15 protein-coding genes are annotated in these 16,067 nt (G+C 65.9%); 8 read left to right on the plus strand and 7 right to left on the minus strand.

The features are described from left to right. Positions 1-31: 31 nt before the first annotated feature. On the plus strand, positions 32-1,009 hold the full coding sequence (locus PDM29_RS12235; RefSeq protein WP_311193773.1) for an Lnb N-terminal periplasmic domain-containing protein: 978 nt from the start codon (positions 32-34) through the stop codon (positions 1,007-1,009). Continuing rightward, on the plus strand, positions 1,006-2,934 hold the full coding sequence (locus PDM29_RS12240) for an esterase/lipase family protein (RefSeq protein ID WP_311190397.1): 1,929 nt from the start codon (positions 1,006-1,008) through the stop codon (positions 2,932-2,934). The genes PDM29_RS12235 and PDM29_RS12240 overlap by 4 nt, the downstream gene beginning before the upstream one ends. A gap of 2 nt (positions 2,935-2,936) precedes the next feature. Here the strand turns inward: PDM29_RS12240 and PDM29_RS12245 are convergent, their stop codons facing one another. Further along, a complete protein-coding gene (locus tag PDM29_RS12245; RefSeq protein ID WP_311190398.1) occupies positions 2,937-4,298 on the minus strand; it encodes an MFS transporter in 1,362 nt (453 codons plus the stop codon). A 91-nt stretch (positions 4,299-4,389) separates the two neighbouring features. Here PDM29_RS12245 and soxR point away from each other — a divergent pair, with 91 nt between their 5' ends. Beyond that, positions 4,390-4,821 (plus strand): redox-sensitive transcriptional activator SoxR, encoded by a 432-nt coding sequence (gene soxR, locus PDM29_RS12250; protein ID WP_311193774.1) that lies wholly within the window; start codon positions 4,390-4,392, stop codon positions 4,819-4,821. 37 nt (positions 4,822-4,858) lie between these two features. Here the strand turns inward: soxR and PDM29_RS12255 are convergent, their stop codons facing one another. Further along, on the minus strand, positions 4,859-5,578 hold the full coding sequence (locus PDM29_RS12255; protein WP_311190399.1) for a short chain dehydrogenase: 720 nt from the start codon (positions 5,576-5,578) through the stop codon (positions 4,859-4,861). Here PDM29_RS12255 and PDM29_RS12260 point away from each other — a divergent pair. After that, on the plus strand, positions 5,559-6,467 hold the full coding sequence (locus PDM29_RS12260; RefSeq protein WP_311190400.1) for a LysR family transcriptional regulator: 909 nt from the start codon (positions 5,559-5,561) through the stop codon (positions 6,465-6,467). The two genes, PDM29_RS12255 and PDM29_RS12260, sit on opposite strands and share 20 nt — an antisense overlap. A 70-nt stretch (positions 6,468-6,537) precedes the next feature. On the opposite strand, the gene proC is transcribed toward PDM29_RS12260, so the two are convergent. Both proC and PDM29_RS12270 read right to left on the minus strand, forming a co-directional pair. Next, complete coding sequence (proC, locus tag PDM29_RS12265) at positions 6,538-7,359, minus strand: pyrroline-5-carboxylate reductase (RefSeq protein WP_311190401.1); 822 nt, start codon at positions 7,357-7,359, stop codon at positions 6,538-6,540. A 47-nt stretch (positions 7,360-7,406) separates the two neighbouring features. Next, the gene (locus tag PDM29_RS12270) at positions 7,407-8,078 is read right to left on the minus strand and encodes a YggS family pyridoxal phosphate-dependent enzyme (RefSeq protein ID WP_311190402.1); all 672 of its coding nucleotides are present in this window, start codon (positions 8,076-8,078) and stop codon (positions 7,407-7,409) included. A gap of 87 nt (positions 8,079-8,165) precedes the next feature. Between PDM29_RS12270 and PDM29_RS12275 the strand changes: the two genes are divergently transcribed. From PDM29_RS12275 to PDM29_RS12290, 4 genes are all read left to right on the plus strand, one after another. Next, a complete protein-coding gene (locus tag PDM29_RS12275; protein ID WP_311190403.1) occupies positions 8,166-9,203 on the plus strand; it encodes a type IV pilus twitching motility protein PilT in 1,038 nt (345 codons plus the stop codon). A 15-nt stretch (positions 9,204-9,218) separates the two neighbouring features. Then, positions 9,219-10,361 carry a PilT/PilU family type 4a pilus ATPase gene (locus PDM29_RS12280; RefSeq protein ID WP_311190404.1) on the plus strand — a complete coding sequence of 381 codons (1,143 nt, stop codon included), beginning with the start codon at positions 9,219-9,221 and terminating at the stop codon, positions 10,359-10,361. Positions 10,362-10,446: 85 nt separating this feature from the next. Then, entirely contained in the window at positions 10,447-11,004 is a 558-nt protein-coding gene (locus PDM29_RS12285; protein ID WP_311190405.1) for a hypothetical protein, read from the plus strand. Between the two features lie 125 nt (positions 11,005-11,129). Continuing rightward, on the plus strand, positions 11,130-11,837 hold the full coding sequence (locus PDM29_RS12290) for a YitT family protein (RefSeq protein ID WP_311190406.1): 708 nt from the start codon (positions 11,130-11,132) through the stop codon (positions 11,835-11,837). Between the two features lie 51 nt (positions 11,838-11,888). On the opposite strand, the gene PDM29_RS12295 is transcribed toward PDM29_RS12290, so the two are convergent. The 3 genes from PDM29_RS12295 to PDM29_RS12305 are packed head-to-tail and all read right to left on the minus strand — an operon-like array spanning position 11,889 to position 16,038. After that, positions 11,889-12,422: a DNA-3-methyladenine glycosylase I gene (locus tag PDM29_RS12295; RefSeq protein ID WP_311190407.1), complete on the minus strand. Its 534-nt coding sequence runs from the start codon at positions 12,420-12,422 to the stop codon at positions 11,889-11,891. Beyond that, positions 12,419-14,218 (minus strand): DUF4153 domain-containing protein, encoded by a 1,800-nt coding sequence (locus PDM29_RS12300; protein WP_311190408.1) that lies wholly within the window; start codon positions 14,216-14,218, stop codon positions 12,419-12,421. Before PDM29_RS12300 ends, PDM29_RS12295 begins: the two co-directional genes overlap by 4 nt. 8 nt (positions 14,219-14,226) lie before the next feature. Next, positions 14,227-16,038, minus strand: coding sequence for a DUF4153 domain-containing protein (locus PDM29_RS12305; protein ID WP_311190409.1), 1,812 nt, complete (start codon positions 16,036-16,038; stop codon positions 14,227-14,229). Positions 16,039-16,067 lie beyond the last annotated feature (29 nt).

Raw genomic sequence — 16,067 nt, forward strand, 5'->3', positions numbered from 1 at the left:
GACAGCAGGACGGTGGGGACTGGCAGGGATCATGCTGGTGGCGGCGTTATGGGTAGCAGGCATGTTGGCGTACCAGTTGCCGGGACCGGGTTGGGTCCAGGGCGTGGCGCTGGTGGCATGGGGTGGGTTCGCCTTGATCACCATCGTGGCCGTGGCACGGGCGCGTGCTGGCCGCTGGCCGGGTGCCCTGTTTGCCGCCGTGCTGGTCGTCACCGGCCTATGGTGGCTGCTGCTCAGCCCGCGCCAGGACCGGGAGTGGTCTGATGATGTCGCCCAACGCCTGAGAGTGGTGTCGTTCGATGGCCAGCACGTGGTGCTGGACAACGTGCGCAACTTCACCTGGCGCAGCGACGACGACCATGACGTGCGCTGGGAGCGACGCGAATACGATCTGGACCAGCTGCGTTCGGCCGATTTGATCCTGTCCTACTGGATGGGCCCGATGATTGCCCACACCCTGGTCAGCTTCGGATTCGAGGACGGTCGGCAACTGGTGTTCTCGCTGGAGATCCGCAAGGAACGCGGCGAGAGCTTCTCCGCACTGGGTGGGTTCTTCCGCAAGTTCGAGATGACCCTGGTGGCCGCGGAAGAAACCGACATCGTCAAGGTGCGCAGCAATGTGCGCGGAGAGGACGTCTATCTGTATCGCCTGAAAGGCATGACCCGCGAGCAGCTCAAGGGGCTGTTCGTGTCCTACCTGGGCGAGGCCCGCAAACTGGATGCCACGCCGGCGTTCTACAACACGCTGACCAGCAACTGCACCACCATCGTGTATGAGCTGGCCAAGCAGATCGCGCCGGGTCTGCCGCTGGATTACCGCCTGCTGGTGTCGGGCTATTTCGCCGAATACGCGCGTGACCTGGGCGTACTCACGCCCGGGGTGGATTTTGCCACCTTGAAAGCGCGTGGCCGCATCACCGACCGTGCGCGTGCGGCCGGCGATGACCCGGCATTCTCACGCTTGATCCGGGTGGGCATGCCAGGCGTTGACCCGGAGACTGGCCGATGAGCGTTGCGTTCCGTCGAATTTTGCCGGTCTTCGCGTCCGTCGCCCTGCTGCTGACCAGCGGCTGCGCCATGGTCACCATGAAGCAGGTCGCGCCCACGGAGTACCTGGCCAACAAGCGTGGCGACGTGCTGACCAGCGGTGACTTCAGCGCCGCCTCGCGGGAAACCCTCAGCGTGATCGGGTTGAACGAGGACCAGTGCGAAAAAGACATCGTGACCTGCGAGAAAACACTCAAGGCCACGGTGGACATACCCGAGGAACAGCGCTTGTCCGCGTTGTCCGAACTATGGGTGAAGAATGCACTCGCACTCAGCCCCAAGCCCAAGGACCGCGACAAACATCCTATGTCCGATGCGGCACTGGATGCCTGGCTGGAGGCCGCGCGCTACGCGTATGCCTACCTGTTCTTCAGCGGCCGTACGCCGTCGCAGCGCGCCTTCGAGGATCGCCAGACCCAGGTGCGCGATTACTACAACTACGCTGCCGAGCAGACGGCCGCGGTGGTGTTCAAGCGCAGCCGCGAAAGCGCGCTGGAAGGCGAGGATTACAACGCGGCGGTGGAAGGGGAGCGCTGGACGCTGACCTCCGACTTCGACCAGCTGCGACTGACCAGCATTCCTACAAGCATGGCCCCGGCCTCGTCGCTGAGCTTTGCCGGCCTGCGCAGCACCTATCGCCGTGATGGCTTCGGCGCCGAGCTGGTGGTGATGATGGACCCGCCCAAGTTGATCGCTCCGCCTGCGGGTGAGAAGGCCGAGATTCCGCAATACAGCGAAATGTCGGCGATCAACGCTACTGCGCTGCTGAAGTTCAAGGGCAACAGCCTGCAGGAAGTGCTGGACACCACCCAGGTGCTGTTCGATGTGTACTCGCCCGAGTCCACTGAGAGTGTGGAGCTGCACGGCGAAAAAGTGCCGCTGGCCGGTAACTTCACCGCCGCGTATGGCATGTGGCTGGCGCAGAGCGGCTTTGCCACGCAGTCGTTGCGCACGCTGTTCGGCATGAGCGAAGGCATTGCCGAACCGCACATGTACCTCATGCAGCCGTGGGATCCCAACCGCCGCATCATCTTCATGCTGCATGGGCTGGGCAGCAGTCCGGAAGCCTGGGTCAACGTGGCCAATGAGATACTGGGCGACCCGGAGCTGCGCCAGCATTTCCAGGTGTGGCAGGTCTACTACCCGACCAACGCGCCGATCGCGTTGAACCGCTACGAGATCGACCAGGCGTTCAACAACACGCTGCGGCATTTTGATCCGAACGGCACGTCGCGGGCGGGGAAAGACATGGTATTCATCGGCCACAGCATGGGGGGCGTGCTGGCGCGGCTGCTGTTGAGCGACTCCGGTGAGGTGCTGTGGAACGACCTGCTGGCCAACTACAACCTGAAGGGTGAGCGGTTGAAGCGCGTGCAGACCAAGCTCGGTCCGCTGCTGCACTTCGATGCCGAACCCAACGTGGAACGCGCGATCTTCATCGCCGCCCCGCACAAGGGCACGGATATCGCCGGCAACCGGTTCGGGCGGCTGATCGGGCGGCTGGTGCGATTGCCGATCACCCTGCTGGGCAAGTTCGAGGACGTGTTCCAGACCCTGCAGCAGGCCGAAGCGCAGTCAGCGCAGCCGAAGAAGCTGGTCATTCCCAACAGCATCGACAACCTCAAGGCCGACGACCCGTTCGTGAAGGCTTCGAGCGCGTTGCCGATTCGCCCGGGGCTGAAGTACCACTCCATCATCGCCCAGCGCAAACCCGAGGTGCCGCTGGAACAGTCCGATGACGGGCTGGTGCCTTACTGGAGCGCACACCTTCCCGGCGCGTTGTCGGAAAAGGTGATCATCTCCGGGCACAGCGTGCAGGAAACCCCGCAGGCGGTGCTGGAAATCCGCCGCATCCTGCGCGAGGACCTGGAGGACATGGGCGACTGACCTCACACCCGCCGCGCCACCACCACACTCAAGGCCGCCAAACCCAGCATCACCCCGAAGATCAGTAGATACCCCAGCACCACATCCACCCCCAGCATCATCGCAAACACCGACCCCGAAACCGCCAGCGTGGTCGCCACGGCCAACGCCTCACTCAGCTGCAATGCAGAGCTGTTCGCACCCTGCTGCGCCGGCGGCGACAACGACAAGGTCAGCACTGACAGGCTGGGGTAGATCAGCCCCATGCCCAGTCCGGTCAGCGTCCAGCCGCCCAGCGCCAGCCATAGCGGCACGCCCGGCTGCAGCGCCAGCGCAGTGGCAATGATCCCGCCACACATCAGCAGCGCACCGGCATGCAGTAGCTGTCGCCGCGACCAGCCCTGGCCCTGGTGGCCCTGGAACCAGCTGCCGCTGAACCAGCCGAGTGCGCCCAGGCTGAGCGCGACACCGGCCAGCAGCGGGCTCAATCCGCGTTCCCGTTGCAGCAGCAGTGGCAGGAATGCCTCGCAGCCGAAGAAGGCCGACGCGGCGATGCCACGCAGGGCAATCACGCTGGGCAGACCACGGCGCAGCTGCAGGGTGCCGGCCGGCAGCAGCTTCCAGCTGCACAGCAGCAGCGCCAGGGTGGCCGGCAGCATCAAGGCGGCGGCAACCAGACCGGTCTGCTGACCACCCACGTACAGCAGCAGCGCGGCCAGTGCCGCGCCGGCGGCCCAGCGCACCACCGCATTCCCCGGAGCGGCCGCCTGCGTGCGCGTCTGCACCTGCCGCAGCGCCGGGCGCAGCAACCATGCGGCCGGTAGTGCCAGCAGCGGCACCGCCAGGAACACCCAGCGCCAGCCCAGGTGCTGCACGATCAGGCCACTGATCGCCGGGCCCACCAGCGAAGGCACCACCCAGCCGGCCGAGAACGCCGCGAACACCCGTGGGCGCAGTGCTTCGGGGTAGCAGCGCCCGACCAGCACATACAGCGACACCGAAATGGCACCCGCACCCAGCCCCTGCAGCAGCCGGCCCAGCACCAGCACCGGCATGTGCTGGGCCAGCCCTGCCACCAGCAGCCCCGCGATGAAGCAGGCCAGGCCGAGCCACAGTGGTCGCGCGGGACCCTGCTGGTCGCTCCAGCGTCCGGCCAGGGTCATGCCGATCACGCTGGTGGCGAGCGTGCCGCCAAAGGAGAGGGCATACAGGCGTAATCCGTCCAGCGCGGTGGCCACGGTCGGCATGGCGGCCGCCACGGCCAGCGCCTCGAACGCATGCAGCGAAACCAGCGCCACCATGCCCACGGTGGTGGCGCGGTAGCGCGGCGAAAGAATGGAGTCCCCGGAAGGGGCGGTGGCAGCGGACAAGGGTTCAGACGACATGGCAATCCAGAAAATCAGGGACAGCGGCGCTTGCGATGTGCGCCGAGGTCACGCAGGATCACACCTCAACCATGGTTGAGGTCAAGGCGTGATCGCGCAGGAACTGAGTGTAGGTGAGGTGGCGCGTCGTAGCGGGGTGGCAGTGTCGGCGTTGCACTTCTACGAGCGCAAGGGCCTGATTCACAGCCTGCGTACCGCGGGTAACCAGCGCCGCTACAGCCGCGAGGTGCTGCGGCGGCTGGCGGTGATCCGGGTGGCGCAACGGGTGGGGCTGCCACTGGAGGCGGTGGCCAATGCGTTCGCGGCATTGCCGGAGAACAAAACGCCGACCAAGGCCGAATGGGCGCGGATGTCGGCGTTGTGGAAGGACGAACTGGATCAGCGCATTGAACAGTTGCGGTTGTTGCGGGATCAGCTCACGGATTGCATTGGGTGCGGGTGTCTTTCGTTGAAGAAATGTCGGTTGGCCAATCCGGGGGATGCATTGGGTGAGCAGGGGGAGGGCGCGCAGCGCTGGGGGTGAGGTCGTCAACCGACCAACGGTCGGTTGCTACCGGTGATCACCATACGGTGATCACCTGCCCGCTCTGCACACCCTCCACACTGCGCTGGTACGCCAACGCCGCGCGCTGCGCACTCACCGGCTCAAATCCCGGGAAGTACGCGCCATAGTCGTCCATCGACTCCACCAGCACGTTCGGGCTGACCACATTGATGCGTAGCCCGCGTGGCAGCAGGTCGAACGCGGCTGCACGCACGAATCCCTCCAACGCTGCATTCACCGCCGTGGCATTCACTCCATCGCGGATCGGCTGCGCGCTGACAATGCCACTGGTGAGCGTGATCGAACCGCCGCTGCGCAGATGGTGCTGCGCCGCCAGCGCCAGCCGCACCTGCCCCAGCAGTTTGTCCTGCAGACCGAGGTTGAACTGGGCCGGGGTCATGTCGGCGAGCGGCCCGAAGTGCAGCCGACCGGTTGTGGCCACCACCGCGTCCAGCGGTCCGGTCTGCGCGAACAAGGCCTGCACGCTGGCGTCGTCGGTCAGATCCACCTGCACGTCGCCGCTGTGGCGGCCGGCGCGGATCAGTTCGTGGTGCACGCCCAGTGTGCTGGCGACGGCCTGGCCCAGGGTGCCGCTGGCACCGACCACAAGGATCTTCATCTGCGCTGCTCCAATGAGGGAATGGCTGCAGTCTGCGCCGCCGGAACGGGTTAGGTAAGCGGCGTATGATTCGCACATTCCTAACTTGAGGTTAGCAATGGACGTGTTACGCGGCATGCAGGCCTTCGTGGCCGTGGTCGACCGGGGCAGCCTGAGTGCGGCGGCCGAGCAGCTGGAGGTGTCGGCGGTGATGGTGGGCAAATACCTGCAGCAGCTGGAAAACCACGTGGGGGCCCGGCTGCTGCAGCGGAACACCCGACGGCAGAGCCTGACCGACGCCGGCCGCAATTATCTTGCCGGCTGCCGCGCGGTGCTGGAGCAGGTGCAGCAGGCCGAAGCGAGCGTTGAAGGGCTGCAGCGGCAGCCGCAGGGCGTGCTGCGGATCAGCGCGCCCGTCACCTGGGGCAGCTGCGTGCTGGCCCCACTGGTGGCGCGTTATCTGGCCGCGCATCCGAAGGTGAGCATCGAGCTGGACCTCAGCAACCGTCGTGTGGACCTGATCGAGGAGCAGTTTGACGCGGTGGTGCGGATGGGCGCGCTGGGCTCGGCCGAATGGGTGGCGCGGCCATTGCCGCCCTATGCGATGCAGATCTGCGCGTCGCCCGCGTATCTGAAGCGCAGGGGCGTGCCGCAGCACCCGTCGGACCTGGGCAGCCACGACTGCCTGACCCATCTGGCCTGGCGCGGCGGGCACGGCTGGCGGTTGCGCGGTCATCCCGAGCAGGACTGGTCGGAACACTCGCGGCTGCTCTGCAATGACGGCGACGGCCTGCGCCGGGCGGCGCTGGCGGGTGCCGGGCTGATTCTGCAGCCGGCGGTGTTGTTGGCGGAGGACGTGGCGGCGGGGCGGCTGGTGCCGGTGTTGGCGGATTTCCTGCCCGAGCCGCGCCCGTTGCATCTGGTGTATCTGCCGGACCGGCGGCCTCGGCCGAAGTTGAGCAGTTTTGTGGAATTTCTGCTGGCGGCCGTCGTAGAGCCACGCCCTGCGTGGCTGCGACCAGGTTGAACATGGCGCAGCCACGCAGGGCGTGGCTCTACGCATGGGATCAGGCCATCGTCATGGGATCAGGCCATCATTACGACGCCTTTTCGGACAACGCCTTGCCACGCGCGGTGGCTGCTTCAATCGCCCGCGCCACGATCGCTTCAAACCCGTCCCCCTGGAACGACTCGATCGCCGCCTGGGTGGTGCCGTTGGGCGAGGTCACCCGCCGGCGCAGCTCCGCCGGCGCTTCACCGGACTCATCCAGCATGCGGCTGGCCCCCAGCAGGGTCTGTACCACCAGCGTGTGCGCGGCGTCCGCCGACAGGCCCTGAGCCTGGGCCGCCGCTTCCATCGCCTCAGCAAGCAGGAACACATAGGCCGGACCACTGCCGGATACGGCAGTCACCGCATCCATTTTCGCTTCATCCTCGATCCACACCGTGCGACCGGCGGTGGCCAGCACTTGGTCGGCCTGCGCACGCTGCGCTTCGCTGACCTCCGGGGTGGCAAACAGGCCGGTGACGCCCGCGCCCAGCAGGGCGGGCGTGTTCGGCATCGCGCGCACCACCGCGCCATGCTCGCCCAGCCAGCGCTGCAACTGGGCGCTGGTGATGCCGGCGGCGATGGAGACCACCAGCGGCGAATGCCGGGCGGCGAGATCGGCCAGGTCACCGCACACCTGCGACATCACCTGCGGTTTGACCGCCAGCACCCACACACCGCCCTGGGCGGCCGCCTCAGCAGCGCTGGCGTAGGTCTTCACTCCGAAATCGGTGCTCAGTGCGTCGCGCAGTTCGGCCACCGGCTCGGCGACATGGATGTGTGCCGGTGCGGTGCCCCGGCGGACCAGCCCGGCAATCAGGCTGCGGGCCATGTTGCCGCCGCCAATGAAGGTAATGGAATGGGTATTCATGTGGTCGTCCAATGTAGAGCCGGGCTTGCCCGGCTGCGTTTCAACAATCAATGCCGCGCACCAAACAAGGCCGACCCCACCCGCACCATCGTCGCCCCATGGGCAATGGCCTCCGCATAATCAGCACTCATACCCATGGACAGGGTATCAACCTGCGGGTACCGCACAGCCAACGCGTCAAACAACCCGCGCATGCGCTCGAACGCCTGCACCCGGCGCTCCGCCTCTGGCCAAGGCGCAGGAATGGCCATCAGCCCACGCAGGCGCAGGCGCGGCTGTTCGGCGATCAGCGCCGCCAGCGCCGGCACCTGCTCCGGCGTGCAGCCATGCTTGCTGCCTTCATCGTCGATGTTGACCTGGATCAGCACGTTCAGCGCGTCGCGATCAGCCGGCCGGTGCGCGGCCAGCGCCGCCACCAGCTTGGCCCGGTCCACGCTCTGCACCCAATCGAAGTTGCGCGCGGCCAGTTCGGCCTTGTTCGACTGCAGATGCCCGATCAGGTGCCATTCCAGCCCGAGTGTGACCAGTTGCTCAATCTTGGCCACGGCCTCCTGCACGTAGTTTTCGCCGAACGCGCGCTGTCCCTGCGCGGCCAGGGCGGCCACGGCCGAGGCCGGCTGGGTCTTGGAAACCGCCAGCAGCAAGGGATCTGGCCGCCCGGCGGCCGATGCCGCGTTGTGCAGGTTCAGCAGAAGGGTCGAGAGGGGCAGGGCGGACACGATGGCTTTCCGGTAGTTCAGGAAGGCTATACTGCCGACCGGGGAAAGATCCTTCCAGTCGCAGCAGTCTATGGGGAGTAGCAGCGTATGGATATCGCCGAACTGTTGGCGTTTTCCGTGAAGAACAAGGCGTCGGACCTGCACCTGTCTGCAGGCCTGCCGCCGATGATCCGTGTGGACGGTGACGTCCGCCGCATCAACATTCCGGCCTTGGACCACAAGCAGGTCCACGCGCTGGTGTACGACATCATGTCGGACAAGCAACGTCGCGACTACGAGGAATTCCTCGAAGTCGACTTTTCGTTCGAAATTCCCAGCCTGGCGCGTTTCCGCGTCAACGCGTTCAACCAGAACCGGGGTGCGGGTGCGGTGTTCCGTACCATTCCCTCGGAAGTGTTGACCCTGGAAGACCTGAACACGCCGCCGATCTTCCGTGAGCTGATTGACCAGCCGCAGGGCCTGATCCTGGTGACCGGCCCGACCGGTTCGGGCAAGTCGACCACGCTGGCGGCGATGATCGACCACATCAACAAGAACGAATACGGTCACATCCTCACCGTCGAGGACCCGATCGAATTCGTGCACACCTCGCAGAAGTGCCTGATCAACCAGCGCGAAGTGCACCGCGACACGCACGGCTTCAACGAAGCGCTGCGTTCGGCACTGCGTGAAGATCCGGACATCATCCTGGTCGGCGAACTTCGCGACCTGGAAACCATCCGCCTGGCGCTGACCGCGGCGGAAACCGGCCACCTGGTGTTCGGCACCCTGCACACCAGCTCGGCGGCCAAGACCATCGACCGTATCATCGACGTGTTCCCGGCCGGCGAAAAGCCGATGGTGCGCTCAATGCTGTCCGAATCACTGCGTGCGGTGATCTCGCAGGCGCTGCTGAAGAAAGTCGGCGGCGGGCGTACGGCGGCGTGGGAAATCATGGTGGGCACCCCGGCTATCCGCAACCTGATCCGTGAGGACAAGGTCGCGCAGATGTACTCGGCGATCCAGACCGGCCAGCAGATGGGCATGATGACGCTCGACCAGCACCTGCAGGACCTGGTGAAGCGCAGCCTGATCACGCGCAACCAGGCCAAGGAATACGCCAAAGACAAGCGCATTTTCGAATAACCGGGGCACATAGCGATGAATACCACTGGCACTACCATCGACTTCACCTCGTTCCTCAAACTGATGGCGCATCAGAAGGCGTCGGATCTGTTCATCACCGCCGGCATGCCGCCGGCGATCAAGGTGAACGGCAAGATCTCGCCCATCACCCAGACGCCGCTCACGCCGCAGCAGAGCCGCGACCTGGTGCTGAACGTGATGACGCCCGCGCAGCGCGAGGAGTTCGAGAAGACCCACGAGTGCAACTTCGCCATCGGCCTGTCCGGCGTCGGGCGCTTCCGCGTCAGCTGTTTCTACCAGCGCAACCAGGTCGGCATGGTGCTGCGTCGCATCGAGACGCGCATTCCCACCGTGGAAGAACTGAGCCTGCCGCCGATCATCAAGACGCTGGCGATGACCAAGCGCGGCATCATCCTGTTCGTGGGTGCCACCGGTACCGGTAAGTCCACCTCGCTGGCGGCGATGATCGGCTACCGCAACCTCAATTCGACCGGGCACATCATCACCATCGAAGACCCGATCGAATTCGTGCACAAGCACGAAGGCTGCATCATCACCCAGCGCGAAGTGGGCATCGACACCGACAGCTGGGAAGCGGCGCTGAAGAACACCCTGCGCCAGGCCCCGGACGTGATCATGATCGGCGAAGTGCGTACCCGCGAGGGCATGGACCACGCCATCGCGTTCGCCGAAACCGGCCACCTGGTGCTGTGCACCCTGCACGCCAACAACGCCAACCAGGCGATGGACCGCATCATCAACTTCTTCCCGGAAGACCGCCGCGGGCAGCTGCTGATGGACCTTTCGCTGAACCTGAAGGGCGTGGTCGCACAGCAGCTGATTCCGTCGCCGGACGGCAAGTCGCGTCGCGTGGCGATGGAAATCATGCTCGGCACGCCGCTGGTGCAGGACTACATCCGCGACGGCGAGATCCACAAGCTGAAGGAAGTGATGAAGGAATCGGTCCAGCTGGGCATGAGGACCTTCGATCAAAGCCTGTTCGAGCTGTACCAGGCCGGCGAGATCAGCTACGAGGATGCACTGCGCTACGCCGACTCGCAGAACGAAGTGCGCCTGCGCATCAAGCTGTCGCAGGGCGGCGACGCCCGAACCCTGTCGCAGGGTCTGGACGGCGTGGAGATTTCCGAAGTCCGCTGAGGCCAACATCGTTGGTCGTTTCCGGGCGCGTGCGGTGCCATACCGCCGCGCCCGTGTTGTATCTGCCACGCCAAGGGGGCCGTGAATGACGCAGGAAGCCGCACTGAAAACCCGCTACGCGGGCATGGACACCGACGCGTTGCTGGCGCTGTGGCAGGGCCAGGAGCGCATGGACTGGGCCGAAGCCCTGTTGGCCGAGGAACTGCAGGCACGCGGCGTGGAGTCGCAGCGGCTGGAGGAACTTGCCGCCGCGCGCGACCCGCAGGGCGCGTCCAGCGTCAGCGCAGCGGTCGGGGCACCGACCGGGTTGGCGTACTTCTTCCTTATCCGCATGGGCGCGGTCGCCTTGGCCTTCGCCGCGGAGCGCACAGTGGGCTCGATGTACGGCGAGACCTGGGCCAGGCTGGCGCTGCTTGCGGTCCTGCTGGGCTACGTAGTGCTGGGCGGCTGGCAGGTGTGGCACCGCACCCGACGCCCGATGGGCGGTGCGTCTGCCTTCGGCACGGCCTACCAGACGATTGAACTGGGTGTGCTGGCGCTGGCGCTGATGGCCGGGCTGGGCTGGGCGTTCAGCCAGATACCGGAGTCGGAGCCCGAGATGCCTGACCAGCCCGTAGGGGCACCCTCCGTGATGGACCCCTGAACCTGAATGCCGGGCGCGCCGCTGCCCGGCGCAGGCGGAATTTCATTGCCAGGTGAATCAATTTCACCTGCAACTGTAACGCCGATCGTGTCTAATACGTCTCCCCACGAGCGGTACCCCCACCCATGTCCCTCCAATCCCATGGCCCCGCGCCGTGCGAAGACGCTGACGGCCACCTGGTCACTGCCGGGCCGTTGACCCCGCCGCCCGACAGCGCCGGTACCGTTGCCGACGAAAAAGCACTGCGCCATTCCACGGCGGAGGACGTGCAGGGCATGGTGCTGGCCACGCTGGTGGCGTCGCTGGGGCTGGCGATCTTCGCCAAGGGCGGGCTGATGATCGGCGGTATGGCCGGTCTGGCCTTCCTGCTGCACTACGCGGCCGGCTGGAACTTCGGCCTGGTGTTCGTGCTGGTGAACCTGCCGTTCTACTGGGTGGCGGTGCGGCGCATGGGCTGGGAGTTCACCCTGAAGACGTTTGCGGCGGTCACCGCCTGTGGCGTACTGACTGATGTGCTGCCGCGCTTTGCCGACTTCTCGCACATGGCTCCGTTGTACTCGGCGCTGGTGGGCGGAGCATTATCCGGTCTCGGCATTCTGTTCTTCATCCGCCACCGTGCCAGCCTGGGTGGCATCGGCATCCTGGCGGTGTACCTGCAGCGCACGCGCGGCTGGAGTGCCGGCAAGGTGCAGATGTCGTTCGACACGCTGCTGATGTGCGCGGCGTTCTTCGTGCTGTCGCCGATGCAGGTGATGTATTCGGCCATCGGCGCGGTGGTGCTCAGCCTGGTGCTGATGTTCAACCACCGCCCCGGGCGGTACATGGGCGTTTGAGCCCGCGCGGGCGACCACCAACGGTGGCCGCCTACCGGAAATGCCGGTAGGTCACGACCGTTGGTCGTGACGCATCTCCTGCAACCGCTTGTACACCGGACAGCTCTTGGCATGCGCCCCGGGCAGATAGCCCAGGCTCATCAGAAACTCACCGGTGATCTCGCCACCGGTAAACCGGAACGTCTTCTTGAACAGCTTCACCCAGTCGGCCTTGCTGCGCGGGTGATGGGCGTCCAGCCACTGCGCGAATGAGCCATGGCTGGACCGCAGTTGCTGGATCACCTGCGCGTTGTGAACGGCCGCGTGCACTTTCAGCCGGTTGCGGATGATGCCGGCGTCGTTCAACAGCCGCTCGACGTCACGTTCCCCATACGCCGCCACGGCGTCCACGTCGAACTGGCTGTACGCCTTCCGGAAACCCTCGCGCTTCTTCAGGATGGTTTCCCAGCTCAACCCGGCCTGGTTGATCTCCAGGATCAGGCGTTCGAACAGCTCACGCTCGTCGCGCTGCGGAAAGCCGTACTCGTGGTCGTGGTAATGGCCGTGGACCGGATGGCCCGGGGCAATGCTGCAGTAGCCGCTCATGGTGTGTCCTTTTTGCGCGGAGGTTCATCCACGCTTTGTGGAAGGCTGCCGGCCAGGGAAACCTGCGGCCAGCGTGGGCGCTGCAGTTGCAGTTCGCCTGCCATCAGTGCCGCGTTGGCCGCGTCCGCCGCTGCCCGGTTCGCATGCCCGTAGAACGTGAGCGTACCCGCGTTCTGCCACTTCCCGTCCATGCGCACATGCAGTTGGCAGAACGGCCCAACCTGCTTCTCCAGGCGACACAGCAGCATCTCGTCGCTGCCGTCACCGTCAAGGTCGCGGCGCAGCGCCACGCAACGTTCATCCACGTCCAGGCACTGGCTGTCAGCCAGTGATCGATCGAGCACGGCTGCCCACCAGTCCGCATCCGGAGCCGGGGCTCCCTTCACCAACGCCACATGCCGCTGCAGCGCAGCAGGGTCACGCAGCCCGTCATCCAGCAGGGCACCGTCGCTCCAGCGCGTCTCGCGTGCCAGCGCATCCTTGATCACGCTGACTGCACGTGCGTCCTTGCCCAGTACTGGATCCTGCTGCAGCGCGCGCAGCGCATCCACGCCACGCCGGCCCAGCTCGAAGCGCAGGGCGAGGGCATCGTTGGCATTGATCACAGCGGGGTCGTGCTTCAGCCTCGCCACCTGGCTGGCAATGCTGATCCGCACCCCATCCAGCAATGGCGAGTTGGCCAGCAGCGCCACGCCCAGCACCCCCCAGCACATCCACCGGTTCACCCGTTCAATCGGCTGCAGCCAGCGGCCGCGACGACGCAGCACCGAAAGCGCGTAGCCCACCGCATAGCCACACACGGTCAGTACCACCAGCGCACCCCAGAAGCGCTCCAGCGTCCAGCCGTACTGGGCAATGCGCAGCCCCATCGCATACAGTGCAAGCCCCGCATACACCGGAAGTGCCAGCAGGCTGGCATCCACCAGCCGGCGCAACCACATCGGATACGCCGCGCGCTCGCTGTCGTGCTGGTACACCGCATTGGTGAATGCCACCAACAGCAGCGACACGATCACCAGCAACCAGGTCGCCGAACGGGTCTTCCACAGCGCGTCCAGCCCGGCAAAAGGCAGGCTCAGCACGAACAACACGGCAATGAACGACAGCAGCGGCAATAGGCCGCGGCAGATCGCGAACAACACCTGCCGGGTCACCTGGATGGCGCGGTGCTGGGTGCGGCCAATCAGCACGCCGAAGCCGAACAGGCAGCCGGTGGCCAGGGCGATGAACGCTTCTTCGCGGAACAGGTCGCGGAAGAAATTGATATCCACCAGCTGGAACAGCTCTGACCACAGCCACAGCAGCATCCAGGTCAGGCCGGTAAAGGCCAGCGCCAGCGCGAGGGTCAGCCCGTTCTGCCAGGCACGTTCAAACAAGGCGTCATAGGTGGCATGCCAATGGCCGTGCTGCAGGCGGAACTGCCACCACGGCAAGGTGACGAACACCGCGATGGCCATGCTGAGAGAGAACGGCCAGTGCAGTGGGCCATCCACCAGGCCAGTGGCACCTCCGCCCAGATTCCAGCCAATCCAGCTGGCCAGCGCCAGCACCACCGCTGAGCCGATCGCCGCATGCAGCCACAGCCGGCGGTCGCGCAGATCCACCAGCGTCAGCGCAATGGCGGTGGGAATGGTCAGCACCCAGGTGTACCAGCGGTAGCGGCTGGCGATGTCCTGGAACGGCCAGCCTTCGCCGGCCTGCTGCACGGCATACAGCGCCAGTCCCTGCAGCAGCGCGATCAGCACGATGGTGCTGCGCGAGGACAGCGGCAGGGCGGGAAGCGAGGTGTCATTCATGGCATGCGTCATGGCGCGGTCTCCTCGGGAACGATCACATCCACGCTCACGGGTTTGCCATGCGGCAGGGCCAGGCGCGGCCAGCGTTGATCGTGTATCTCCAGCTGGCCCGCGCGCAGGGCGGCATTGCCCTCGTCGGCCGAATGACCACGCCCATACTGGCCCAGGAAATTCACCGCTGCTTCGTTGCGCCACTGGCCGTTCTCGCGGACGTGCAGCACGCAGTGCGCGCCGACATAGCCGGTGAGCTCGCACAGCAGCAGATCGTCGTTGCCGTCACCGTCCAGGTCGCGTACCAGCACCACGCATTCCTGGCCCACCCGCAGGCAGTCGGCCGAACGGAGCTTGCCCTCGACCACGGCGGTCCACCAGTCCGGGGACGGTGTCGGCAGCCCCTTGGCCACGCTCAGCTGGCGCTGCAATGTGGCCACATCACGCAGCGTGTTATCGGCGGGTTTCCCGGGCTGATCGTCACTCCAGCGCGTTTCGCGTGCCAGCACCTTGTTGATGGCGTCGACCGCACGGGCATCGCGAGACACCTGCGGGTCCTGCCGGAGTTCGCGGAGTGCCTCGACGCCGCGCCGTCCCATCTTGAAGCGCAGGGGTATCAGCTCCTTGCTGTCCAGCATGGCCGGGTCGGACTGGAGTCGCGCCACCTGGCTGGCCACGCTGATCCGGGTGCCATCCAGCACCGGCGAACTGGCCAGCAATGCGGTGGCCAGTACGGTCCAGCACATCCAGCGGTTGGCGGTTTCGATGCCCTCCAGCCAGCGGCCCCGGCGGCGCAGCACGGCCAGGGCGTAGCCCACCGCATAGCCGCTCACCAGCACCACCACCACCACGCCCCAGAAGCGCTCCAGCGTCCAGCCGTACTGCGCGATCCGCAGGTACATCGCATACAACGCCAGGCCGGCATAGATGGGCAGCACCAGCAGGCTGGCATCGACCAGGTGCCGCAGCCAGCGCGGGTAGGTCGACTGGCCGACGTGATGCTGATAGACCGCATTGGTGAATACCACCAGCAGCAGCGACACCCAGATCAGCAGGCTGGCTGCCGAGGGCGTGGTCCAGAGCGAGGCCAGGCCGGTGAAGGGCAGGATGAGCAGGAACACGACCGCCATCAGCGACAGCAGCGGCAGCAGGCCACGACACAGCGCGAACAGCACCAGCCGGATCACCTGGATGGCGCGGTGCTGGGTGCGACCGATCAGCACGCCGAAGCCCATCAGGGTGCCGGTGACCACCGCGATACCCGCCGGATCAGTCAGGATCCGCTGGAACAGGTCGATGTTCACCACCAGAAACAGGCCTGCGCCCATGCCCAGCAGCATCCAGGTCAGCCCGGTGAAGAGTGCCGCCAGGGCCAGGGTGAGGGCGTTCTGCCAGGCGAGTTCAAACAGGGCCGGGTAAGGCGCGCGCCAGTGCCCGTGCTGCAGCCGGTACTGCCAGTAGGGCAGGATGATGAAGGTGGCGGCCGCCATGCAGATCGAGAAAGGCCCCAGCAGCCCACTGGGCTCCATCCCGGTCGCGTCGCCACCGACATTCCAGCCGATCCAGCTGGCCAGCAGCAGCACCACAATCGAGCCCACCGCCACATGCAGCCACATGCGACGGTCGCGCAGGTTCACCAGGGTCAGCGCCATCGCGGTGGGTACGGTCAGCACCCACGCCATCCAGCGGCAGCGGTGGGCGATGTCGTTGAACGGGGCGCTTTCGTCCAGCGCAAACACCGCATACAGGGCCAGGCCCTGCAGCAGCGCGATCAGCACGATGGCGGCACGTGAAGCGAGGGGCAGGGCGGGGGGCGTGGCGTCGTTCACGATCAGCGTCCATGCGGGTGTGGGAGCAT

The sequence above is a fragment of the Stenotrophomonas oahuensis genome (assembly GCF_031834595.1).
Lineage (GTDB): Bacteria > Pseudomonadota > Gammaproteobacteria > Xanthomonadales > Xanthomonadaceae > Stenotrophomonas > Stenotrophomonas oahuensis.